We start from the raw sequence: 25,383 nt of genomic DNA on the forward strand, positions 1-25,383 counted from the left end.
TGAGTAGTTTTACAGGCAAAGCCGAAACGGATGATAACCACCTACTGAAGTAGGTGGTTTAGGGCTGAAAACAAAAATGCCCACGGGAGTGGGCATTTTTTAAGACGTTTGCTTAGGCTTATTGTAAGCCAAGCTTCTTCTCTAGGTAGTGGATGTTTGCACCACCGTGTTGGAAGTTTTCGTCATTCATAATGGAGAACTGCAGTGGCACGTTAGTTTTGATGCCTTCGATGATCATCTCACCCAGTGCGTTTTTCATACGTGCAATCGCTACATCACGGTTCTCACCGTAAGTGATCAGTTTACCAATCATTGAATCGTAATGAGGTGGAACTGTGTAGCCTGTGTAGATATGAGATTCCCAACGTACACCCATACCGCCAGGAGCGTGGAAACGCTCGATCTTACCCGGAGATGGTAGGAAGCGCTCAGGGTCTTCTGCGTTGATACGACACTCAATCGCATGGCCACGGATCTTAATATCATCTTGAGTGAATGACAGAGGCTGACCCGCTGCAACACGAAGCTGTTCTTTGATTAGGTCGATGCCAGTAACCATCTCTGTTACTGGGTGCTCTACCTGAATACGAGTGTTCATTTCGATGAAGTAGAACTCACCGTTCTCGTATAGGAATTCAAACGTACCTGCGCCGCGGTAACCGATCTCGATACATGCACGAGTACAGCGTTCACCGATGTACTTACGCATTTCTTCGGTGATACCAGGTGCTGGAGCTTCTTCCACTACTTTTTGGTGACGACGTTGCATTGAACAGTCACGCTCACCAAGGTGGATTGCGCCGCCTTGACCGTCAGCAATAACCTGAACTTCAACGTGACGAGGGTTTTCTAGGAATTTCTCCATGTAAACCATGTCATTGTTGAACGCCGCTTTTGCTTCAGCACGTGTCATTGCAATGGCTTGGATAAGGTCTTTCTCTGCGCGAACAACACGCATACCACGACCGCCGCCGCCGCCAGATGCTTTGATGATTACTGGGTAACCAATGCGCTTAGCAAATGCTTTGTTTTTCTCTTCGTCATTGTCTAGAGGGCCGTCAGAACCCGGTACACAAGGAACGCCTGCTTTCTTCATTGCATTGATAGCAGATACTTTATCGCCCATTAGGCGGATAGTGTCTGCCTTTGGACCAACGAAGATGAAACCACTGCGCTCAACTTGCTCTGCGAAGTCTGCGTTCTCAGACAGGAAGCCGTAACCTGGGTGGATAGCCACAGCACCAGTCACTTCTGCTGCAGAAATGATGCGTGGAATGTTTAGGTAGCTGTCGATACCACGAGCAGGGCCGATACATACGGTTTCGTCTGCGAGTAGTACGTGCTTAAGATCGCGGTCCGCTGTTGAGTGAACAGCGACGGTCTTAATACCTAATTCTTTACAAGCGCGAAGAATACGAAGTGCAATTTCACCTCGGTTCGCGATGACTACTTTGTCTAGCATAAGGCAAGCCCCGCTTATTCGATTACAACAAGAGGTTGGTCGAATTCAACTGGTTGGCCGTCTTCAGCTAGGATTGCTGTAACAACGCCAGATTTGTCCGCTTCGATTTGGTTCATCATTTTCATTGCTTCAACAATACATAGAGTATCGCCAGCATTTACTTTCTGACCCACTTCTACGAATGCTTTAGAGTCTGGGCTTGGAGAGCGGTAGAAAGTACCAACCATTGGAGAAAGAACTTGGTGACCTGCAGGTGTTGCTGCTGGAGCTTCTGCTGCTGGCGCTTCCGCTACTGGTGCCGCTGCTACTGGAGCAGGTGCCGCCGCTGGAGCTGCTGCGTAGTGAATTGGTGCTTGAGGGGCTGCAGTGCCATGACGGCTGATGCGCACTGACTCTTCACCTTCAGAGATCTCTAGCTCAGCAATGCCAGACTCTTCAACTAACTCAATTAGCTTCTTGATTTTACGAATATCCATCTTTTCTTTCTCTTTTATCTTGTGATTAAGACAACCCTCGTAGGGTTGCAGAGTGTTAGGGTTACTTTGCCTGTAGCTTATTGATCGCTGCAGACAGAGCAAATTCATAACCTTGTGCGCCTAAACCGCAAATCACACCCTCTGCTTTATCTGACAGATAAGAGTGATGACGGAATGGTTCACGTGCGTGCACATTTGATAAGTGCACCTCAATAAATGGGATGGCGACGCCAAGTAATGCATCTCGCAGCGCCACACTAGTATGAGTGAAAGCCGCTGGATTGATGATGATGAAGTCAATCTTGCCATAGGCAGCGTGAATGGCTTCAATCAGTTCGTACTCACGATTTGATTGTAGGTGTTCCAGTTCTACCCCAGCGTTATGGGCTTGCTCTGTAAGAGTATCCACAACTTGAGCTAAGGTACTGTGACCATAGTGTGTCGGTTCGCGCAGACCCAATAGATTAAGATTTGGTCCGTTTAGAACAAGAATCCGTGACTTTGCAGACATTGTGTTGCTATCTTCCCTTATCGTGAGTGGAACGTTTATATTCCCAAATATACGATAGTTCAGCACGATTTTTTTGTTAAAACCGAGCAAATTTTAAAAAATCGACCAAGATTATAGCTAATTCATAGCAATTAGCAGCAATTTACTGGTCTAATCTCCTAATAGCCACTCTCGTTTCTGTAACCAAGTTAACAAAAACAACATAATTGCCATATTTTTTGTGTGGCCAATTTGTGCACTAAAGCAAAAAACCGCCATGAGTGATGGCGGTTTTTAAAGTGCTTTTAAAACAGTTGGTTGAATTTATGCCAATTCTGCTTTCTCTGCGATAAGTTTATCTACAACGCTCGGATCGGCAAGCGTTGATGTGTCTCCGAGGTTGCTGGTATCACCCGTTGCAATTTTACGCAGGATTCGACGCATGATCTTACCAGAACGAGTCTTCGGTAAGGAATCCGTCCAGTGCAGTACATCTGGTGTTGCAATTGGACCAATCTCTTTACGCACCCAATCTTTTACTTCTTTGTGTAGCTCTGCTGACGGGAATTCACCATCGTTCAAGGTAATGTAAGCGTAGATAGCTTGGCCTTTGATATCATGCGGAATGCCCACAATAGCGGCCTCAGCAATTTTATGATGTGCGACAAGAGCCGATTCTATTTCAGCGGTACCCATGCGGTGACCCGACACGTTTAGTACGTCATCAACACGGCCCGTGATCCAGTAGTAACCGTCTTCGTCACGACGAGCTCCATCACTAGTAAAGTACATTCCCTTGAAGGTTGAGAAGTAGGTCTGTTCAAAGCGCTCGTGGTCGCCATAAACAGTGCGCATCTGACCTGGCCATGAATCAAGGATCACCAAGTTACCTTCTGCTGCGGTTTCTTCAATGATGTTGCCCATGTTATCAACCAGTGCAGGTTGGACTCCGAAGAATGGTCGAGTTGCTGAGCCTGGTTTTAAATCTGTTGCACCTGGTAGTGGTGCAATTAAGATACCGCCGGTCTCTGTTTGCCACCAAGTATCAACGATAGGCGAGCTCTCGTTACCAATCGTTTTGTAGTACCACTCCCACGCTTCAGGGTTGATAGGCTCACCTACTGAACCCATCACACGTAAGCTTGAACGAGATGTCCCTGCTACCGCTTCGTTACCTTTTGCCATTAGTGCACGAATAGCGGTTGGCGCAGTGTAGAGAATGTTCACTTGGTGCTTATCAACCACTTCACTCATCCGAGCCGTGCTTGGGTAGTTTGGAACACCTTCAAACAGAATGGTTTTGGCCCCGTTCGCTAGTGGACCATAAATTAGGTAAGTATGGCCTGTAATCCAGCCCACATCCGCGGTACACCAGAAGGTTTCACCTGGTTGATAATCGAAGACATATTTAAAGGTCATTGCCGCGTAGACGAGGTAACCGCCTGTAGTATGTAGTACGCCTTTAGGTTTACCTGTCGAGCCAGATGTGTAGAGGATGAACAGCGGGTCTTCGGCTTTCATCTCTTCTGGTGGGCAAACGTCAGAAACGTTGGCTGTTGCTTCGTGCCACCAAACATCACGGTGTTCATGCCATTCAACATCACCACCTGTACGTTTAAGCACGACGACTTTATTGATGGTTTTTACGTCTGGGTTGGTTAGTGCTTCATCCACGTTCTTTTTCAGTGGAACAGCGCGTCCGCCACGTACGCCTTCGTCTGCGGTGATCACGACTTTAGCGTCAGAGTCGATGATACGGCCGGATAGTGCTTCTGGTGAGAAACCGCCAAATACTACGGTGTGAACCGCACCAATACGGGTACAAGCGAGCATAGCCACAGCGGCTTCTGGCACCATTGGCATGTATAGACACACCACGTCTCCCTTGCGTACGCCTTGCTCTTTCAATGCGTTGGAGAATTTACACACTTCTTTGTGCAGTTCGTTGAAAGTGAGTGTTTTGTCGTCGGCTGGATCATCGCCTTCCCAAATGATGGCGACGTCGTCCCCGTGTTCTGCAAGATGACGGTCAATACAGTTAGCCGAGACGTTCAGTGTGCCATCTTCAAACCAGCGAATATCAACATGGCCAGTGTCGAAAGAAGTGCTTTTTACTTTGGTGAAAGGTTTGATCCAATCAACGATTTTGCCGTGTTCGTTCCAGAAGCCCTCTGGATCGGTTACCGACTGCTGATACATGGCTAAGTAAGTATCATTATCCGCGTGTGTATGAGTTTTAATATTTTCTTTTACCGGATAAACGTGGGCTTCGCTCATGGCTTCTCTCCTTGTGCCTTATTTCTCGGCCTTACACCAATCTAGATAAGATTTTGAATATATTTTTGTAGGGCTGTTTTTTGGTTCTAAATAACTTGGTCGTGGTAATGACGACGTTGTGCTTATAACTGTCAGTCACCGCGCGTATTTCCACAATTAGACTTTAGGATGAGAGTGATGGAAGCGCCGGGAAATCGCTGAAACAAAAGTATTTCTGGGAGCTAGGTCAACTGATTTTTATGTATACGGCGCGGTTAGGTTGGGTAAATCGCCTTTCGTTAAGCGGACAAAGACCAAAGCGGCAGAAATCGCGTCTTGCAAGGCGTCGTGTTTGTCTTGGATAGGAAGTTCGAGGTGTTTACAAATGGCATCCAGACTTAAGTCGAAGTAGGCATTCGGCAAATGTCGTTCCAACTTATCGTGATAAATCTGACTGACCTCGATGAGTGGGTTAGGAAGTGGGAAGCCAAGTTGCCGCAGACAAGCAAGGTCTAAGATCTTTTTATCGTAACGAATGTGATAGCCCACAAGTGGTCGGTTGCCGATAAAGTCGAGCAGCTCGAGCAGCGCCTCTTTTTCACTGATGCCATCGACTAAGTCTTGGTGGCGAATTCGATGGATCTTGACCGAGCCAGAGTCGAGCGATTGTGGCGCGCGTAAGCGGACTTCAAATGGTTGACTGGTGATGATGCGGTTGTCGATGATCTTGGTGGCTGCAATAGTCACCAGCTCGGCACGATTTGGGTCAAGGCTGGTGGTTTCGCAGTCAAGAGAGACGTATTCTGTTTTATCTGGCGTGCAAAACAGCGACTGATAAGGCGAGCCTTTCAATTTGTAGTACCAGTATTTGCGTTGTAACCAGTTCATTGCTTACGCCTCTGTGATTTATGAAAATCAGGGTTAATCACGAATTTGATAATGGAAGCCTAAAAATTGCTTAAATTTCTTCACCACATGTAAGCTGTGGCGAAGCAAATCACGCTCAGTTCTATCCAGTTGTTTAATATCAATGTTATTCAACGCTTCTTGCTTTTTGAGTTGCTGATTAAGGCGAAGTTTAAAGAACAATTTCAGTGCTTCGTTGAGATTATCTGCTGTTTCGGGTTCTAAGATGCGCTTATTTCTCAGAGCTTCAATGCGTTCAAACGTGTTCTTCTCTTCAATGGCATATTCCAAAGACAAGGTGCGAATGCCGTGTACAATTGGGAAAATACCGCCGCGTTTAATATCCAATCCGTCTTTAGCACTTTTTACGTTGCCAAATAGAGTTAGGGGCACCGAAAACTGCAAGGCAGGGCGAGTAAAGTCAGACAGTATCAACATGCGATCTTTCATTGTGTCACGAAGATGCGCCGCAATTGGAGCCAGCAGATCGCAATTCCCAGCAACAGCATGGGCGTCACTGAAAATGGCTAAGTCCATGATTTGTTCTGGTTCGGCTTTAGCTATCCAGTGGTTTAGGGTGCTTATCCATTCTTGCTGTGTTTTGACCCACTTTGGGTTGTTAACCATCACTTTGCCAGGGCAAAGTGGATAACCGAGCTGTTGTAGGGTGTGTGTGAAGGATTGCATCACTTGTTCGCAATGAGGCCATTCCAGACCATCTTGAATAATCAGGGCATTGTCTTGATCGGTTTTGAGAATTTGCTCTCCTCGGCCTTCAGAGCCGAGTACGATCAAGCAACAATGGTCGTGCAAGGCTGGTGGTATCACTAACTCGAACGCTTTCTCGATAATTTGCTCGTTTACGGCTGAGATAAGCTCCATGATGAAGCGAGTGCGGATGCCGTTTTTCAATAAGCTCTCGACCAATTGACGTTGGCGGTTTGAGGCCAAAGCGAGCTCTTCCACGCTGCTTGCTCGAGCAATACTGAGCGTTAACACGTGAGAGTGGGTTGAAAACGCGCTGAGAATTTGGGTCATATCCAGCATGCCGACGGCTCGGTTGCCTTCACATACCATGAGGCGTTTCATTCTATTTCTGGTCATTGTGATCATGGCGTTGAATAGAAAGTCACCATCATCAACGTGATAAACAGGAAAGCTCGCGATCTCACCCACTGGTGTGTCGAGCGCGCAACCATCTATCATCACAGAATGCAGCATATTAGTACGAGTTACTATTGCGTACGGGTGGGCTGATGGCCATTTTTCCAATCGTGGATCATCGCCATGGAGTTGAACCAATGCAGCGTCAATCCCATTTTCTTTTAAGGAACGTGTTACCTCGTTAATTGGTGTATTTGGTTCGAGGATCATCGGTGGGTGATAAATGCTGCGGTCAACTTTAGTGAGAATAAACTCCGCTAAGTTTTGCTGTTGATGGGCCGCTTCGATGAGCTCTTGCCGTTTCGATAAATTGTTATCGAAATAGGCTGCAAACTGGCCATTTTCGTTGTAAAGGGCAAGGAAAATTTCTTTCGGCAGTAGGTAAGAGAGCGTGTCCTCAAGCGCGATGTAGTGATGACGTACCTTGTCTTCAAGTAACGAGCGTACATCGAACATATCGTCGTTGGCATAATGTGCGAACACTTCCTGTTGATCGTTGGAGCGCTCTTCTACCGCGCCTTTGATCAGAATATGTAAGTGGGGGTTCTTCTGTCCGCAGGATAAAATAACATCTCGAGCTCGATAGTAGGCGACGTCCAGAGACGATCGCAGTCGCGTTTGTTGTGCTTCAGTTAAGCGATCGAACGGTGGAGATTGCATGTTAAATTTGTCAGGCATGAGAACACCCAATAATGATGGAAGGAACACTCTCTAAGTCTGACAAATTTCTTACCGGAAGCCAGACGACTTTGGTCTAAATTACGATGTTTTCGCTTGAAGATGCCAAATGTCGCAAAGTTAGTATTCCATCGAGGAAACGATAAGTTTCTTATTCTTCCCTTTTTATAATACGCATGGCGATCCATAATTCCCGGCTCGAACGTTGGTGTTCCCGTTTTAGGATATTAGTAATGTTGAAACCTTCTCCGTATGGCTGGATTTCCCAGTACTTTCTCGGATTCTTCTTTGCGTATGGCGTGTATCTGCCATTTTGGTCACTTTGGTTTAAGGATCAGGGCGTATCTTCGACAGATATCGGTTTGCTGGTCGGGTTAGGCCTTGCGACACGTTGTGTTGCCAATATCGTGATCACCCCACGAGTACACAAAGTCGAACATCTTATGCCTGCTTTACGTTGGTTGAGTTTCGCTGCCCTCCTTTTTGTTGGATTTCACTTTTTTACGGGTGGTAGCTTTTGGTTAATGGCACTAGCGACAGTGTTGTTCAATCTTTGTTGTGGACCGATTATTCCGTTGTCGGACGCGATGGCAAATTACTACGCTCGCCTGAAAATGCTCGATTATGGCCGCACGCGGCTATGGGGTTCGATCGCCTTTATCGCAGGCTCGACGGCAGTGGGCTACCTGGTGGCTGAATTTGGCTCCGATATGATCTTGTACACTGCGATGTTCGGCGTGTTTATCTCGTTGCTGTTTGCTATGCGACCGACTAACCCAATGCCTGTAACGCACGGTGGGCAAAGCGCAGAACGTCCAAAGCTGACCGCTCTTTTGACCGACAAGCCGATACTAAAATTCTTAGTGTTGGTGTCACTAATTCAGGGCAGTCATGCGGCTTACTACGGCTTTAGTGCGATTCACTGGAAGGCTGCTGGTCACTCGGAAGATGTCATTGGCTACTTATGGAGCTTGGGGGTGGCCGCAGAAGTGGCAGTGTTTGCACTGAGTAAGCGTTTATTCGTAGGTTGGTCAATACGCGCGCTGTTTATTGCTGCTGCCGTTGGTGTAATGATGCGTTGGGGTATTACGGCGTCGACAACATCAATTATTGCTTTGGTGATTGTTCAACTATTGCATGGTGTGACTTTCGCTACCGCACACATTGCCGCGATCCAATATATCCAAAACTCCGAAGAAAATAAGATCGTAGCGTTGCAAGCGTTGTATAACGCGATTCCGTTGGGCGCATTTATCGCGTTAATGACCGTATTGAGTGGCTGGGGTTATGAGCACTGGGGACCGCTTGTGTTCTGGGGCATGGCCGCGATGGGGTTATTGGCTCTGTTCATCAAGCTTGATTCGCAAGACCCACATCAGGTGGTTGATGTATCAGACAAGCCACTTGAAACACAGAATTAGACTTATGTAACAAAGGTTAAAAACTAAGCTTTGTCTCCTTTATCAAAGCAGTGTTAAATGAAACCTCTCCCTCATGGAGAGGTTTTTTTATTCTCTTGCTTTAAAAGTAGCAAGAAAGGCAAGAAAGGATATCGGATGCAAGGATGGCTGGTGGTTCCCGTTTCTTTAGCGTATTTGGGAGCTTTATTTATCATCGCGTGGTACGGCGACATTCAGAAAAGGTGGCTAGCGCGCTGGCGGCCTTGGATTTATAGCCTTTCCATTGCGGTGTACTGTACATCATGGACCTTCTACGGCACGGTCGGGCAGGCCAGCAGTAATCCTTGGTCTTTCTTGCCCATCTATATTGCTCCCATTTTAGTGTTTACCATCGGATGGCGCGTTTTAGCTCGGCTTATTTTGATTGCTAAACGGGAACACATCACGTCGATTGCTGACTTTATCGGAGCACGCTACGGTAAATCCCAAGGTTTGGCCGTGGTTGTTACGCTCATAGCGGTTGCGGGAATTTTGCCGTACATCGCTTTACAGCTGCGTGGTATCACTATGGGGCTTGAAATTATTGCACCAGAGCTGGCTACTGATTTTGGTTATCAAAACGATAGCGTGTCGTGGTTTGTTGTGGTCGCATTGGCGATTTTTACGATGCTATTCGGTACCCGCCACATTGATAACACGGAACACCATCGTGGGATGATGATGGCAATTGCCTTCGAATCCATTATCAAACTGCTGGCTTTTTTAGTGGTCGGTGTCTTCATTGTTTGGTTGGCGATGAACACCGAGAGTTTGAGCTTACTTGATGTTGCCGCGCAGACGTATCAGTCACCAAATATCCCGACTATATTGATTCATACTGTACTGACCATGCTGGCGATCGTTTGCCTTCCGCGACAATTCCATACGATGGTGGTGGAAAATGAACGTGCTCAAGATTTGCACGTGGCTCGTTGGTTGTTCCCCATTTATCTGATCTTAATGGGGATTTTTGTTTTACCTATTGCGTGGGTAGGGCAAGGCCTCTTGAGTGGCGCTTCGCCTGATACTTATGTCATCAGTGTGCCGATGTCGGTCGGGGCGAGTGAAATCGCCTTGCTTGCGTTTCTAGGCGGTACTTCAGCGGCAAGCGGCATGGTTATCGTATCGACGATTGCCTTAGCGATCATGGTCTCGAATGACTTGGTTATGCCATTGCTATTGCGTCGCATGCGACTGACGCAGCGTAACCACCACCATTTTTCTGAATTATTACTGCGGATCCGCCGTGGTTTGATTTTAGTTTTGTTGATTGGCGCGTGGTGTTTCTATCAAGCGTTGGACACCATTCATTCACTTTCTGCTATCGGCTTTCTCTCGTTCGCGGCTATCACGCAATTCGCTCCTGCGCTGGTTGGCGGTATGTATTGGCGTCAAGGGAATAAGAAAGGTGTGTATGTTGGCCTCGCGGTGGGTTTTGCTACCTGGTTGATTACGTTAATGAGCCAAACAGACATGCTTGCCGGAGACGCCAGTAATAACTTCCTGATCTGGTTGATTACACCACCAGAGGTATTGGCTAGTTTTGATATCGCGATTTCAGATTGGGGGATGATCCTCAGCGTGGTCGCTAATGCAGTGTGTTTTGTTGTGGTTTCTATGGCTACCCGACCAAGCCTAAGTGAGCGCTTACAATCGGCATCATTCGTTGGTACACCGTTGCCTGAAAGCGAAAATATGAGTCTGTACCAGAGCCGCGTTACGGTTGCAGAACTGGAAATGCTAGCGTCCAGATTTGTAGGACGAACGCGAGTTAAAGCGGCGTTTCAAGCCTACTGGAGCCAGCAACGAGAAGAGTTAATGCCGAATCAACAAGCGCCATCTTCTCTGATTCGGCATACGGAGCGTGTGCTAGCAGGGGTATTTGGAGCATCTTCTGCTAAGTTAGTACTTACTTCCGCTCTGCAAGGAAGAAACATGCAGCTTGAAGAGGTGGCGACTATCGTCGATGAAGCCTCTGAACTGTACGATTTTAGTCGGGGTTTACTCCAAGGCGCGATTGAGCATATTGGACAAGGTATTGCGGTCGTCGATAAGCAACTACGCTTGGTAGCGTGGAACCAACGCTATTTAGAACTCTTTGAATTTCCGCCAGGCCTGATTCAAGTAGGTCGACCGATTGCGGATGTGATTCGGCACAATGCAGAGCAGGGGTTGTGTGGCCCTGGTGACCCTGATGACCACGTTCGTCGCCGTGTTTATCACCTTGAGCAAGGAACTCGGCACACCTCTTCTCGGGTTCGTCCCGATGGTCGCGTGATAGAGGTGCAAGGTAACCCAATGCCAGGTGGTGGCTTTGTGATGAGCTTTACCGACATCACCGTATTCCGTGATGCAGAGCAAGCACTGAAAGACGCCAACGAGACATTGGAAGAAAGGGTACGTCTACGGACTCGAGAATTAGAACAACTTAACAAGCAGCTGGTGGAAGCGACGCAGCGCTCGGATTTGGAATCGAAGTCCAAATCACGGTTCTTGGCGGCAGTAAGCCATGACTTGATGCAACCGCTCAACGCGGCGCGTCTATTTGCATCTTCACTATCGGAAGTCGCCAAAGACAGCGAAGCCAAAAAGCTGTCAGCACACATTGAAAGTGCTTTAGAGGCTGCCGAAGACTTAATTGGAGATTTGCTGGATATCTCGCGTTTGGAATCGGGCAAGTTGGAAGTCAACGTGCATGGCTTTGCGTTAAATGATGTGTTATCGAATTTGAATGCTGAGTTTAGTGCGTTAGCCAAACAGCAAGGTATAGAGTTCACCATGATTCCGTCCTCACTCATGGTTAAGTCGGATCCCAAACTGCTGCGCCGTGTGGTGCAAAACTTCCTGACCAATGCGTTTCGTTATAACCCGAATGGCAAAGTCGCACTCGGTGTTCGCCGCGTGAAAGGGCGAGTGCGTATTGATGTATGGGATAATGGAGTGGGGATTGAAGAAGAGAAGCAGCAAGAGATTTTTGAAGAGTTTAATCGCGGAACTCAAGTTCGTTCCGACCAAGGCCTCGGACTTGGTTTGGCGATTTCGAAAGGAATTGCTCAGGTACTTGGGCATGAAATTTCGATGCGCTCTTGGGTTGGAAAAGGCAGTGTTTTTTCCATCACCCTAGATAAAGCTGATCATGTTCAGCCTCATCCAGTTCACGTGGCAATGAGTAAGCAATCTGAACTTGGTCATCTGAGAATCCTATGTGTCGATAATGAGCCTGACATTCTAGTCGGCATGGAAAACTTACTTTCCCGATGGGGCTGCGATACACGAGTTGCGATTGATTTAGTTGAAAGTCTACAAGCGCTTGAGGATGGTTGGGTTCCGGATGTAATTTTCTCCGATTACCGACTTGATGATGGTCGTACTGGTTTAGAAGTGCTACAGCAATGCCGCCTGAGATTAGGCCACAGCTTTGAAGGCGTCATCATCAGTGCAGATCGTACCGAAGATATGCTTGATGGCATCAAAGCAAATGGGTTCAGCTTTATTGCTAAGCCAGTTAAGCCGCTTAAGCTGCGTTCGGTGCTCAATCGAGTCGCTTAGGATTGGAGTGTTTGAAAAATCGCTATAAAAGAGACCTCCGAATGGAGGTCTCGATATTTGTAATCTTAGTTTATAGGCTGAGTTTGCCGTTTATTCTGCTACGCCGCCTTGGGTCAGTTTGGCTGGATTAAGCAATCGCTCTAGTGTGGCTCTATCCAAATCAGTTTCTTCTTCCGCGACATCAATAATCGCGCGCCCCTGTTTGTAGGCTTTTTTCGCGACTTCTGCCGCTTTTAGGTAACCAATGACCGGGTTGAGAGCCGTGACCAAAATTGGGTTTTTGGCGAGTGCTACATCCAAGTTATCTTGGCGAACTTCAAACGTCGCAATGGCTTTGTCAGCTAAAGCGGTTGCGCTGTTAGAGAGTAACTCGATGCTCTCCAATACGTTATGAGCAATAACTGGCAGCATGACGTTAAGCTGGAAGTTGCCCGCTTGGCCTGCGACGGTAATGGTGGTGTCATTACCAATGACTTGCGCTGATGCCATCGCTGCGGCTTCTGGGATCACAGGATTTACTTTGCCAGGCATGATGGAAGAACCCGGTTGCAAGCCTTGTAATTCAATCTCACCTAAACCAGCCAATGGGCCTGAATTCATCCAACGAAGATCGTTTGCGATCTTCATGATCGCAACTGCTGCTGTTTTGAGCTGTCCCGACAGAGCGACGATCGCATCTTGACTGCTTAAATTGAAAAAGAAATTATCACTGGCCGTGAACTGAATACGAGTTGACTGGGTTAGGTTGCTAGCGAATAAGTCTGCAAAGCGTGGATCGGCATTGATCCCCGTTCCAACCGCCGTACCACCTTGGGCTAAGGCTTTTACAGCAGGAAGTGCTTGTTCAATCGCTTGTTTTGCGTGCTCGATTTGGAACTGCCAACCGCCAAGTTCTTGAGCAAAGGTAATTGGCATCGCGTCCATTAAGTGGGTGCGACCGGTTTTTACAACATCTTTCAATGCTTGCTGTTTAGACTCTAGTGTTTGGCTGAGGTGTGACAGTGCCGGGAAGAGCTGTTTTTCAATGGCTAATGCTGCGCTAACTTGAATGGCCGTCGGTACCACATCGTTGCTGCTTTGCCCCATGTTGACGTGATCATTAGGGCTGACAGTGCCGCCTAGATGCTGGGAGGCCAGTGTTGCAATCACTTCATTCGCATTCATATTTGAGCTAGTGCCTGATCCCGTTTGGAACACGTCAATTGGGAATTGCTCAATATGATTGCCTTCGATAATTGCTTGAGCTGCGTCAGCAATCGCGTTGGCAATATCTCCTTCAAGCAGCCCTAGCTGTGCGTTGGTGAGTGCCGCAGTCTGCTTGATGTGTGCTAACGCTTTGATAAAACCAGATGGCATTTTATGTTGACTGAATGAGAAGTTATCGACGGCGCGTTGAGTCTGGGCTTGGTAGAGAGCATCTGCAGGGACCGTTACTTCGCCCATACTGTCAGTTTCTATGCGGAATTCGGTGCTCATGGTAGGGATCCTTTTGGTTAATCGAGTGAGATTTGAATCAGGCGTAATTGTTGTTGTAGTGCGAGAAATTTCACGTCGCCTTGTTCAAACTGGTAGTAATAGCGTTTGAGGCAGAATAATGGCGTATGGATAGAATCGAGACAGACACGACGGAAGATACGACTGCGAGTTGAGTCTTGAATTGCGTCTAGTAAATGGAAATAAACCTGACGTAAAAACAGCTCACACAACAATAGATTTTCTTCATCGGCATCGTGTTCATAACAGGAAGACAACACCATTCCCCAATGAATATAGTCATGAATCACGTCTGGCTCAAAGCCATGTGGTGCGGCGAGAAGGAATCTATCTTGGGCTTTAAAAAATGCGTTAAAGATGTCCCGTTTGTTGTCCATAACCACCTCTCATTGAATGTAATGATAATTATTATCAATTAACTTGTGGGTTGGCAACCCTTTTTAGAGTAAGAGGTTGTTGAAGAAAGACTTACGGAAACAAAAGCCGACGCAAAGGCGTCGGCTGAGTAGGAATTCATTTATGCTGAGTGAAACTAAGTCACTGTCGTTTGAAGACCGGTGAATTAGCTTGTCAGCGTTATTCAGTAAATAAGGTTTCGTACTTCACAAATGCGGTTTGCGTTTCACCATAATACAGTGTGCCGCCTGATTGAATGACGACTCTTAACCAGCTTTCTGCAGATGCAGGCTTTGGTAAGGTGATGTACCAGCTTTGGCCTGCTTGATCGGCGGGCTTCATATCAATCGGTTGAGCGTTTTTCTCTTTGTCACTCACAATAGAAACTTTAACCCCTTCGAGTGGGTAAGCGGCGTTGAGTGACAATTCTAAGTTATTTTTAGTGAGTTTTTCCGAGCGAAATTTCACTTTAAAATCGCCATTTTCCATATCACACAGACCGCTGGTGTAACGACAATTAGACTTACTCGCGAGTTTGTAAGTTTCCCCTTCTTGCGCCGCGTGGGGCTTCTCGCTGAGGGCCATATCGGTACCGAAGTAAGCGATCAAAGAGAGAACTGGCGCAATCAGTAGAGCGAGAATAAAGTGCTTGTTTTTGAACATCTTGGCTTCCTTGCAACGACATACTGCGAATATGGTAACTGAAAAGTGAGAATAAAAAAGCCCCGGACGGCTGGTTCCAAACGGGGCTTTTGTGGTTTTGATTAGTTTTTAGTGATCCACTGCACTACCAGCACCTACTGGCACGCGAACGTGTTCGACTAGGTCTTTTACTTCTTGTGGCGTTTCTGCTGTTACTTTGGATACAGCGAATGCGACGATGAAGTTAAATAGTGCGCCAATAGCACCAAACGCGTTTGGCTCAATACCCAGGAACCAGTTTGTTCCCCAGCTTTCTAGATATTTCCAATCAGCAACGAAAAGGATGCCTTTGTGTTGGAATACGTAGAACAGCGTAATACTGATACCCGCAATCATACCGGCGATTGCGCCTTCTTTGTTGATGCTCTTGCTGAAGATGCCCATCATCAATGCAGGGAAGATGGATGAAGCGGCAAGACCAAAGGCGAGTGCTACCGTACCTGCGGCAAATCCAGGCGGATTTAAACCGAGATAGCCTGCGGCTGCTATCGCTACTGCCATTGATATTCGACTAGCAAGTAGCTCTTTTTTCTCGGATATGTTCGGATTGATAACCCCTTTGATTAAGTCATGGGAAATAGCTGAAGAAATGGCGAGTAGTAAACCTGCTGCGGTAGATAGTGCAGCTGCAAGACCACCTGCTGCCACAAGTGCAATCACCCAGTTTGGTAGTTTAGCGATCTCTGGGTTAGCCAATACCATGATGTCGTTATCAACGCGCAGTTCGTTGGTGGACGCATCTGAAGTGTATTGGATATTGCCATCGCCATTTTTATCGTCAAAACCGAGTAGTCCAGTTGTTTCCCAGTTTTTGAACCACGCAGGACGCTCGTCATACGCTAGGTGCTGACCCGGAGCTGGATTTACCGTATTCATTAGGTTGAGGCGAGCCATCGCTGATACCGCTGGTGCAGTAGTGTAAAGGATGGCGATGAAGATCAGAGCCCAACCTGCTGATGTACGTGCGTCGCGAACCTTCGGCACGGTAAAGAAACGGATAATTACGTGTGGTAGACCGGCAGTACCAATCATCAGTGACATGGTGTAGACAAACATATTAAGTGTGTCGCCACGTACTTGGGTCGTGTATTCACTGAATCCGAGTTCGGTCACCACTTGGTCAAGCCGATCGAGTAGATAGACATCGGTACCAGCCATGGTACTCCCTAGACCAATTTGTGGGATTGGGTTACCAGTGAGTTGCAGAGAGATAAAGATTGCAGGGATAGTGTAAGCAAGAATGAGTACGCAATATTGAGCAATCTGCGTGTAAGTGATGCCTTTCATGCCGCCAAGAACCGCGTACATGAAAACGATACACATACCAATTAATAGGCCAGTGGAGTAGTCCACTTCTAAGAAGCGACCAAACGCAACACCTACGCCTTTCATCTGACCGATAACATAAGTCACTGATGCGATGATAAGACAAACAACCGCTACGATACGTGCGGTATTGGAGTAAAAGCGTTCACCAACAAACTCTGGCACCGTAAACTTCCCAAATTTGCGTAGGTAAGGTGCTAGCAACAGCGCAAGCAGAACGTAACCACCAGTCCAACCCATGAGAAATACTGAGCCGCCATAGCCCATGAAGGCAATTAAGCCTGCCATTGAGATAAACGACGCTGCGGACATCCAATCGGCTGCGGTTGCCATACCATTTGCAATCGGGTTTACACCGCCACCAGCAACATAAAACTCTTTGGTTGAGCCGGCGCGAGCCCAAATAGCAATCCCGATGTACAGGATGAACGTGGCGCCAACGACCAGGTAGGTAATAGTTTTCAAATCCATCTGAGTGACTCCTTATTCGTCCACGCCGAATTCACGGTCAATTTGGCGCATCTTCCATGCGTAATAGAAAATAATTCCTAGGAAGGCATAGATGGAGCCTTGTTGAGCAAACCAGAAACCGAGTTTGTAGCCGCCTAGTTGAAATTGATTTAGTACGTCGACAAATAAAATGCCGCAGCCGAAAGACACGACGAACCAGATGACCATTAGGCCGATCATGAGCTTCACGTTTTTGTCCCAATAGGCTTTGGCTCTTTCTTCGCTTTCAAATGCCATTGCCGTCTCCTTACGATTGGTATTGTTGTTAATGAAATGTTTCAATATGTACATTAGCAAGGTGTTGGCAATAACTCTTTTCAACTTTAGTCGGGGTGTTAAAAATGAGGAACCTCCATACAATGGGCTTTGGCAGCGAATAAAGGGGTAAAATGTTATGTTAATAAACTGTTAAGTTAGCCAAAGGTCTAAAGGTTGATTGGATAAACAAGCATGATTAAGACTGGCCATTAATCTTTTCTTCATTGAACTTGGAGATGCTGTGTAAGTATTGGTGGTGATCTTGTGGCTCTTAAAGAGAGAAGGCGTAGATAAGAAAGCTCACAAGTAATTTATTTACATAAAGTTTTCGCATCAAATCACCGTTTTAACGCACAATAAAGTAATATAACTGAGTCATTCTCGTACAACCTCGCATTTTGAGACGGTGTAAAGGGGAGGCAGATTAGGGCATTACCTCATTAACGAAGTAGCCTTGCTCATCACAATTATTATCGTTTTTCATTAAGGGAGGGTGAGAATGGACGCAGACACCATTAACAGTTTTTTTCTAATAGGTGCGTTGTTAATCGCACTTAGCGTTCTTTTAAGCCCAGTGTCTTCTAAGTTGGGAATCCCAATTCTTTTGGTATTTTTAGCCGTTGGAATGCTAGCGGGGGAAGACGGCTTAGGCGGCATTTTATTCGATAACTTTTCGATCGCTTATTTGGTTAGTAACCTCGCATTAGCCATCATTTTGCTTGATGGTGGGATGAGAACGCGGGTCGCCAGCTTTAGGGTTGCGTTATGGCCCTCGGTCTCTTTGGCGACATTTGGCGTTGCGATCACCACCATTTTGACCGGGCTGATGGCAACGTGGTTATTCGACTTAGATTTATTGCAAGGCATATTGGTTGGTGCGATTGTTGGCTCCACCGATGCTGCCGCGGTCTTCTCTCTACTCAAAGGTCGTAGCCTGAACGAACGTGTTGGTTCAACGCTGGAAATTGAATCCGGCACCAATGACCCTATGGCGGTGTTTCTGACCGTAACTCTGATTGCTATTTTAGCGAACCCTGGCGCAGATTTAAGTGCGGGCTTTTTGGCGTTCAGTTTTCTTAAGCAGTTTGGTATCGGCGCGTTACTTGGCTTCGCTGGTGGCTGGATCTTATGGAAAGTTATCAATCGCAATCAATTACCAGATGGGCTGTATTCTATTTTAACGGTCAGTGGTGGCTTGCTTATTTTCGCTTTATCTAACACTTTGGGTGGCAGTGGTATTTTGTCGATTTACCTTGTTGGTCTTTTATTAGGTAACCGTCCAACACGCAGCCGCCACTCTATTCTTCATGTTTTAGATGGTATGACGTGGCTAGCTCAAATTGGTATGTTCTTGGTGCTTGGCTTGTTGGTTACACCATCTAATTTACTCTCTATTGCGTTGCCAGGTCTTGCGCTTGCCTTCGGGATGATTTTGTTTGCCCGACCAATCTCAGTTTGGATTGGTTTACTGCCATTCAAGAGTTTCACGCCACGTGAAAAGTGGTTTGTCTCTTGGGTAGGATTGCGTGGCGCTGTACCTATCATCCTCGCGGTATTTCCAATGATGGCAGGGTTGCCAGATGCTCAACTGTACTTCAATTTGGCATTCTTTGTAGTAATGGTGTCTTTGATAGTGCAAGGGGGGACGTTGACCAAAGCGATGTCTCTTGCAAAGGTCGAGCTACCTTCTAAGCCTGAGCCAATTTCGCGTACGGGGGTGGAGATTTACCCGACCAGTGAGTGGGAGCTGTTTATCTATAGACTTAAAGCAGATAAATGGTGCATTGGTGAGCCATTACGTAGTCTTTCGATGCCGGAAGGAACGCGTATCGCCGCTGTATTTCGCAGTAAAGAGCTATTGCACCCATCCGGCAGTACGCGCCTTGAGGAAGATGATACCTTGTGTGTATTAGCACAAGAAAAGGATTTAGATGCACTGAGCTTACTGTTTAGTGAAGCCCCAGAGAAAGCGTCGCTAGCGCGATTCTTCGGTGACTTCTTCCTCGATATTGAAGTGAAGCTTGCCGATATTGCCGTGATGTATGGTTTGAATCTGGGGGATGAACCGCTGGATAAAAGTTTGAGAAACCTTGTCGAAGAGCAATTAGGTAGCACGCCAGTATTGGGAGACCATTTCGAGTGGCAAGGTTTGCATTGGATCGTCGCTGATGTTGTTGATCAGCAGGTCATTAAAGTCGGTATCCGATTGCCAAACGAAAAAAGTAAGTCTGACGATAAGACGTCAATCTAGTCGCTCATTTCCGTCAGCATAATCACGGCTTGCGTGCGGTTCTTTACACCGAGCTTACGGAAAATCGCTGTCATGTGCGCTTTTATGGTGGCTTCTGAAACATTCAATTCGTAAGCGATTTGCTTGTTCAGCAAGCCATCGGACAACATTCCCAACACTTTATATTGCTGTGGTGTTAGCGCAGCAATCTTTTCCGCTAAGTCATTACATGCCGCGTTATTGGTGATCAACCCTTCAGGGAAATATGGGTCGCCATTCAGCACTTGATTGAGTGCGTTCACTAATTCGCGCATGTCGCTGGACTTGGGAATAAAACCAAATGCACCATGGCTTTTCACCTGCGTCACGATCGCCGGCTCTTCACTCGCTGAAACGACGACGATAGGTAAATCTGGATGCTCTGCTCGCAAATGAATCAAGCCAGACATACCATTTGCTCCTGGCATTTTGAGATCCAATAGCACTAAATCTGGCTCTTCCTCTCGCTCCAACAAAGCCAGAAGTGCGTCGAGTGAGTCCGCTTCCAGCAAATTTGCACCACTAATAGCCATGTGGATAGATTGAAACAAGGCATTCCGGAAGAGTGGGTGATCATCTGCAATAATGATGGTGTAGGTCGAATCCATGACGTTAAACACTTTTGACTATTTCGTTAAATTTATTATTGTCCAGCTTTGAGAGAGTGGACAATATTTATTCGCTAAAAGTCTGAACCAAATCGACTTTTATTAGGAAAATTGCATATAAACGCAATGTTCTTATTCAAATCTGAGCAATAAAAAACGCCAGTGGACATCACTGGCGTTTGAATATCTGGTTATCAGAACTGCTTGATATGCTCTAAGAAAGGCTCGGCTTGCATAAAGCCCGTCAAACGAGCGTTTGAAACGTGTTCACCACTGGCATCCCAAAACTCAATTGTTGGTAAACCAAGCACACTCATGTGCTTCAGTAGTTCGATGTCTTGCACTTGGTTTTTGGTCACGTCCGCTTGCAGAAGAACGAAGTCTTGCAGTTTGGCTTCGACGCTTGGGTCATGGAAGGTGTACTTTTCAAACTCTTTACATGCTACACACCAATCGGCGTAGAAATCGAGCATGACGGGTTTACCTGCCGCTTTCGCAAGTGCCAGTTGTTCTTCAAGCTCCGCCACGTTAGCAATGCGAGTAAAGCTAACAGTGGCTTGCTGAGTTTGTGTTGTGCTGTGTCCAAACCAGTAATTTAAGATAGGTTGTGCTGAGGCTAGCAAACCTAAGACGGCGATTATGCCCACGGCACTTTGTTTCCAGCCACCAAACTCTAGACTGTTTTTGATGTGGTATAGCCAACCAAAAGCAGCAATACCCAGTGCTGACCACAGAATCGTTGACCACATTTCTGGCATGATGCGTTCTAGTAAGAAGATAGGTGCGGCAAGCAGAATAAAGCCGAAGAGTGTTTTCACTCGGTCCATCCAACCACCTGCTTTTGGTAGCAGTTTGTTGCCGAAGACCGCAACAAGAATCAGCGGAATACCCATGCCCATCGCCAGCGCGTATAACGCGATACCACCGGTAAGCAAATCGCCGCTTTGTGCAACGTAAAGCAGCGCACCAGATAGAGGTGCCGTGGTACATGGTGAGCACACCAAGCCAGATATTGCCCCCATTGCAAACACGCCAGCACTGCTACCACCTTGCTGCTTGTTGCTGAGGTTGTTTAACCACGTTTGAACGCTGCTTGGTAGCTGTAATGAGTACAGACCAAACATAGACAAAGCGAGTGTGATGAACAGTACGCTCAAGCCAATCAGCACATAAGGGTGCTGCATTGCCGCTTGGAACTGCATACCTGCAGATGCCACCACAAGGCCGAGTAGGGTGTAAGTCAGCGCCATGCCTTGCACGTAGACGAATGACAAGCCTAGCGCGCGGCGTTGGCTTAGCTTGCCACTGCCAAGCACTATGCTGGTCAGAATTGGGTACATCGGCAGCACACAAGGTGTAAACGCCAAGCCCACACCAAGCGCCAAGAACAGAAGTGATGTCCACCAGTTATCATCAAGGTTGGCAGCAAGGCTATCTTGCTGTGTTACTGGCGCTGATGATATGTCACCAGACGTAGATGATTGCACCGCTGGTGGCGTTGCTGTTGGTGCCTGTTCTGCTTTTGATGCAGTTGTCGCCGTTGTTGAATCTGAGTTCGACGAAGTAAACGCGCTGATAGGAATCACGCGAGTTTCTGGCGGGTAACAGAAGCCTGCTTTCGCACAACCTTGGTATTGCACGACTACGCGAGCACCGTCTTGCCAATCATGCATTGGTACATTAACGAAGAGAGGTTGAGTATAGATATGCACGTCACCAAAGAATTCATCTTTATGCGGTGTGCCGTCTTCCATTTGCAGTTCGCCTAGCGATACTTTCTCACCAGCTACAGACAAGCGCTCTTGATATAGGTAGTACCCGTCACGTACCTGCCAATCGAGCATCAATTTGTCATCTTGCTGGTAGAAGTTAAATGGAAACGCCTGATCAACCGGAACAAAGCTGTCGCTGCTGCTACCAAAACTGTTGTTCTGGCTATTGTTAAACTGGTCTTTGCCAAATAAAGCTAAAGACGGAGTGGAAAAGGTAATGAGCCCTAAGAGTAAAACGGAAAGTAATGCGCGCATAAAAGAGTCAATTCATCTTAGATAATTGCCGTTAGTGTAACTCAATCAGACCCGGAGGCGAGTCAATAAGTTTCATGAAAATGAAGATTTATTGAGCATAAATCAAGACAACAGGCAATAAAAAAGGGAGCCGAAGCTCCCCGAGTAAGACTCTGTTTCTACTAGATCAGTAGACCACCGAATGCGAAGCCAAGTGCTACCGCAGAAGCGATGGTTACCACACCAGGTACAAAGAATGGGTGGTTGAATACGTACTTACCGATACGAGTTGAACCCGTGTCGTCCATCTCAACCGCTGCTAGAAGCGTTGGGTAAGTTGGCAGCACGAATAGCGCACTTACTGCTGCGAAAGATGCAACTGCGGTAAGTGGTGCGACACCGATTGCTAGTGCTGCTGGCATCAGCGCAACAGTGGTTGCACCTTGTGAGTAAAGCAGCATTGAAGCGAAGAATAGAACGAGTGCTAGCATCCATGGGTAGTCTGCTAGTAGCGCACCCGCAACTTCTTTGATGCCGTCAACGTGCGCGTTAACGAACGTAGAACCTAGCCATGCCACACCAAGAACACACACACACGCTGTCATACCAGAGCGGAATGTTGCTGCGGCTGGGATTTTGCCAGCATCGATTTTACAGCTCATTACGATAGCTGCCGCAGCTGCTAGCATTACCGTCATGATAGCTTCGTTACGGCCTAGAGCAGGGTTCTCGATAAGACCCACAGAGCCAGAAATTGCTGCTGCGTAACACACGACAAATGCGATTGCGCCTAGGAAGATGAAGGTTGCTTTCTTCGCTGTTGGTAGGATTTCGCGTTTTGCTTCTGTATTTAGCTTGATTAAGCCTTTTTCTAGACGCTCTTGGTATTCAGCATCGTCTTTTAGCTCACAGCCCATGAAGTTCGCCACGAACGCACCGATCATGCACGCGATGAACGTCGTTGGGATACAGATTGCTAGTAGTGTTAGGTAGTCAACGCCAAATGGGTGCAGCATTGCCGCGAACGCTACAACAGCCGCTGAGATTGGTGATGCGGTGATAGCGATTTGCGATGCTACGACCGCGATAGACAGTGGACGAGAAGGGCGCACGCCTTGGCCTTTCGCTACTTCTGCAATCACTGGCAAAGTAGAGAATGCCGTGTGGCCAGTACCCGCCATTAATGTCATTAGGTAAGTTACGATAGGCGCATAAAAGGTGATGCGCTCAGGATGCTTGCGCAAAAAGTTTTCAGCAACTTGCACCATCCAGTCTAAACCACCAGCTACTTGCATTGCTGCGATAGCGGTGATTACAGACATGATGATCAAAATTACGTCAACGGGAATGTAAGCTTGGCTTGTTGGTACGCCCAAGATCAAAGACAACGCAATGACCCCAGCACCACCGGCAAAACCAATGCCGATACCACCGATTCTTGCCCCCAAATAGATGAAGAGCAGAACCACGAAGAGTTCGACCATGACCATATTGATACCTCTTTAGTTTTTTATTTGATTCTGATTTTTTGAACACTCAGGAACAGGAGTAAATGCTCAGAGAATGAGAACCTAGTGGCTTAGCGGCAATAAAAGCATATAAAAAATGTGGTTAACCGTATGAGAGCCTAAAAAAGGGGCCTGAGTGGCCCCCTTCGGATTCGTTATTACTCGTAACGTTTTGCTTTGTAAGTAGGATGCATGAAGTTTTCTACTGACAAGATTTCATCAAGCTCCTCTGCTGTAAGCAGACCGCGCTCTAGCACGACTTCACGAACGCTCTTACCAGTTTCTGCACAAATCTTACCTACGATGTCACCTTCGTGGTGGCCGATGTATGGGTTTAGGTAAGTGACGATACCGATAGAGTTGTAAACGTAGTTTTCGCAAACTTCTTTGTTCACAGTGATGCCGTCGATACATTTATCGCGTAGGTTCACACACGCGTTGTGTAGTAGAGAGATAGACTCAAACACACTTTGTGCGATCACAGGTTCCATTACGTTTAGCTGTAGCTGACCGCCTTCTGCTGCGAAAGAAACCGTGTTGTCGTTACCGAGAACTTTGAAGCAAACTTGGTTTACTACTTCTGGGATAACTGGGTTTACTTTAGCTGGCATGATTGAAGAGCCTGCTTGCATTTCAGGTAGGTTCAATTCATTTAGACCCGCACGAGGACCAGAAGAAAGTAGACGAAGGTCGTTACAGATCTTCGATAGTTTCACTGCTAGGCGTTTTAGCGCGCCGTGAGTCATTACGTATGCACCACAGTCAGACGTTGCTTCGATAAGGTCTTCTGCTGCAACAACGTCAAGGCCTGTTACTTCCGCTAGGTGTTTTACTGCAAGCGCTTGGTAGCCAGTTGGTGTATTTAGACCAGTACCGATTGCGGTTGCGCCTAGGTTGATTTCTAGGAGGAGTTTAGATGTGTAATCTAGAGCACGAATCTCTTCGTTTAGTGTTACCGCCCACGCATGGAACTCTTGACCTACTGTCATTGGTACTGCGTCTTGAAGCTGAGTACGGCCCATTTTCAGTACATCTTTAAACTCAACGGCTTTAAGTTCGAATGCGCCTTTTAGGTACTCAATTGCTTCCATTAGCTTGTGTACGCTGTTGTATACCGCAATACGGAAACCTGTTGGGTACGCACAGTTGGTTGATTGGCTCTTGTTTACATGGTCATTTGGGTTAACAAATTCGTATTGGCCTTTCTCTTTACCCATCAACTCAAGCGCAACGTTTGCGATCACTTCGTTCGTGTTCATGTTAACTGAAGTGCCTGCACCGCCTTGGAATACGTCTGATGGGAACTGATCCATACACTTGCCAGTTTCTAGGATCAAATCACACGCTTCGATGATGTAGTTTGCAACGTCTTTTGGAATAGCGCCAAGTTCTTTGTTTGCTAACGCTGCTGCTTTTTTGGTCATTACCATGCCGCGTACAAATTCTGGTACGTCAGAGATGGTCATATTAGAGATGTTGAAGTTCTCGATCGCACGTAGCGTATGAATACCGTAGTACGCATCTGCAGGGACATGACGTTGACCTAATAGATCTTCTTCAATACGAGTGGCTGGGTTTGCTGTTTTTGGAGCATCAGATAGGGTAGCCATAGCAGGATCCTTAGATGATAATTCTGATAATAAAGTTATTTATTAGCCATTTCTGCAATCTAGAATCCATTCATCAGAATTTTTGGCTGGAAAATCCGTCCTGACTTATGTGGCACATGATACTGCACCTAGCGCATAAAAATAGTAACTAGATCACCTTTTTCGTTTTTAATGAGTCAATAATTTGCAAAGTATGAACGGGTTATTAATAACCCTTTATGGGTACTCGATTTTCCTCGACAAACATGAGTTTTTAGAGTTCGAAATTAGCACTTT

18 protein-coding genes are annotated in these 25,383 nt (G+C 46.8%); 3 read left to right on the forward strand and 15 right to left on the reverse strand.

Features of this window, described 5'->3' with window-relative positions; translation table 11 throughout:
• Positions 1 to 118: 118 nt before the first annotated feature.
• From accC to R7P74_RS21920, 6 genes are all read right to left on the reverse strand, one after another.
• Complete coding sequence (accC, locus tag R7P74_RS21895) at positions 119 to 1,462, reverse strand: acetyl-CoA carboxylase biotin carboxylase subunit (RefSeq protein WP_005382509.1); 1,344 nt, start codon at positions 1,460 to 1,462, stop codon at positions 119 to 121.
• Positions 1,463 to 1,476: 14 nt separating this feature from the next.
• Positions 1,477 to 1,938, reverse strand: a complete 462-nt coding sequence (gene accB, locus R7P74_RS21900) for an acetyl-CoA carboxylase biotin carboxyl carrier protein (RefSeq protein WP_005386355.1) — start codon at positions 1,936 to 1,938, stop codon at positions 1,477 to 1,479.
• A gap of 61 nt (positions 1,939 to 1,999) precedes the next feature.
• Complete coding sequence (gene aroQ / locus R7P74_RS21905; protein WP_005382360.1) at positions 2,000 to 2,449, reverse strand: type II 3-dehydroquinate dehydratase; 450 nt, start codon at positions 2,447 to 2,449, stop codon at positions 2,000 to 2,002.
• Positions 2,450 to 2,752: 303 nt separating this feature from the next.
• The gene (gene acs, locus R7P74_RS21910; RefSeq protein WP_005386359.1) at positions 2,753 to 4,705 is read right to left on the reverse strand and encodes an acetate--CoA ligase; all 1,953 of its coding nucleotides are present in this window, start codon (positions 4,703 to 4,705) and stop codon (positions 2,753 to 2,755) included.
• Positions 4,706 to 4,942: 237 nt separating this feature from the next.
• Positions 4,943 to 5,572: a 3'-5' exonuclease gene (locus R7P74_RS21915; RefSeq protein WP_025768818.1), complete on the reverse strand. Its 630-nt coding sequence runs from the start codon at positions 5,570 to 5,572 to the stop codon at positions 4,943 to 4,945.
• A gap of 33 nt (positions 5,573 to 5,605) precedes the next feature.
• Positions 5,606 to 7,432, reverse strand: a complete 1,827-nt coding sequence (locus tag R7P74_RS21920) for a DUF294 nucleotidyltransferase-like domain-containing protein (protein ID WP_225474168.1) — start codon at positions 7,430 to 7,432, stop codon at positions 5,606 to 5,608.
• Between the two features lie 233 nt (positions 7,433 to 7,665).
• Here R7P74_RS21920 and R7P74_RS21925 point away from each other — a divergent pair, with 233 nt between their 5' ends.
• Both R7P74_RS21925 and R7P74_RS21930 read left to right on the forward strand, forming a co-directional pair.
• Positions 7,666 to 8,853: a 3-phenylpropionate MFS transporter gene (locus R7P74_RS21925; protein WP_005382367.1), complete on the forward strand. Its 1,188-nt coding sequence runs from the start codon at positions 7,666 to 7,668 to the stop codon at positions 8,851 to 8,853.
• Positions 8,854 to 8,988: 135 nt separating this feature from the next.
• A complete protein-coding gene (locus R7P74_RS21930; protein WP_225474169.1) occupies positions 8,989 to 12,420 on the forward strand; it encodes a hybrid sensor histidine kinase/response regulator in 3,432 nt (1,143 codons plus the stop codon).
• Between the two features lie 90 nt (positions 12,421 to 12,510).
• On the opposite strand, the gene R7P74_RS21935 is transcribed toward R7P74_RS21930, so the two are convergent.
• From R7P74_RS21935 to R7P74_RS21955, 5 genes are all read right to left on the reverse strand, one after another.
• On the reverse strand, positions 12,511 to 13,896 hold the full coding sequence (locus tag R7P74_RS21935; RefSeq protein ID WP_017635560.1) for a class II fumarate hydratase: 1,386 nt from the start codon (positions 13,894 to 13,896) through the stop codon (positions 12,511 to 12,513).
• A 17-nt stretch (positions 13,897 to 13,913) separates the two neighbouring features.
• Positions 13,914 to 14,291 carry a hypothetical protein gene (locus R7P74_RS21940; protein WP_005382370.1) on the reverse strand — a complete coding sequence of 126 codons (378 nt, stop codon included), beginning with the start codon at positions 14,289 to 14,291 and terminating at the stop codon, positions 13,914 to 13,916.
• Between the two features lie 199 nt (positions 14,292 to 14,490).
• A complete protein-coding gene (locus R7P74_RS21945; RefSeq protein WP_005382371.1) occupies positions 14,491 to 14,973 on the reverse strand; it encodes a hypothetical protein in 483 nt (160 codons plus the stop codon).
• A 108-nt stretch (positions 14,974 to 15,081) separates the two neighbouring features.
• Positions 15,082 to 16,809 carry a sodium:solute symporter family protein gene (locus tag R7P74_RS21950; RefSeq protein ID WP_005382372.1) on the reverse strand — a complete coding sequence of 576 codons (1,728 nt, stop codon included), beginning with the start codon at positions 16,807 to 16,809 and terminating at the stop codon, positions 15,082 to 15,084.
• Between the two features lie 12 nt (positions 16,810 to 16,821).
• Positions 16,822 to 17,085, reverse strand: coding sequence for a DUF4212 domain-containing protein (locus R7P74_RS21955; protein WP_005382373.1), 264 nt, complete (start codon positions 17,083 to 17,085; stop codon positions 16,822 to 16,824).
• 520 nt (positions 17,086 to 17,605) lie between these two features.
• On the opposite strand from R7P74_RS21955, the gene R7P74_RS21960 reads away from it, so the two are divergent.
• Positions 17,606 to 19,357, forward strand: coding sequence for a potassium/proton antiporter (locus R7P74_RS21960; RefSeq protein WP_225474170.1), 1,752 nt, complete (start codon positions 17,606 to 17,608; stop codon positions 19,355 to 19,357).
• Here the strand turns inward: R7P74_RS21960 and R7P74_RS21965 are convergent.
• The 4 genes from R7P74_RS21965 to aspA all read right to left on the reverse strand — a co-directional run bounded on the left by R7P74_RS21965 (position 19,354) and on the right by aspA (position 25,107).
• A complete protein-coding gene (locus tag R7P74_RS21965) occupies positions 19,354 to 19,983 on the reverse strand; it encodes a response regulator (protein ID WP_005382375.1) in 630 nt (209 codons plus the stop codon). The genes R7P74_RS21960 and R7P74_RS21965 overlap by 4 nt on opposite strands.
• Positions 19,984 to 20,177: 194 nt before the next feature.
• Positions 20,178 to 22,010: a protein-disulfide reductase DsbD gene (locus tag R7P74_RS21970; protein ID WP_225474171.1), complete on the reverse strand. Its 1,833-nt coding sequence runs from the start codon at positions 22,008 to 22,010 to the stop codon at positions 20,178 to 20,180.
• Positions 22,011 to 22,171: 161 nt separating this feature from the next.
• Positions 22,172 to 23,479: an anaerobic C4-dicarboxylate transporter gene (locus tag R7P74_RS21975; protein ID WP_005382378.1), complete on the reverse strand. Its 1,308-nt coding sequence runs from the start codon at positions 23,477 to 23,479 to the stop codon at positions 22,172 to 22,174.
• A 176-nt stretch (positions 23,480 to 23,655) separates the two neighbouring features.
• Positions 23,656 to 25,107: an aspartate ammonia-lyase gene (aspA, locus tag R7P74_RS21980; RefSeq protein ID WP_005382379.1), complete on the reverse strand. Its 1,452-nt coding sequence runs from the start codon at positions 25,105 to 25,107 to the stop codon at positions 23,656 to 23,658.
• Positions 25,108 to 25,383 lie beyond the last annotated feature (276 nt).

Source organism: Vibrio sp. 2033 (assembly GCF_033339735.1).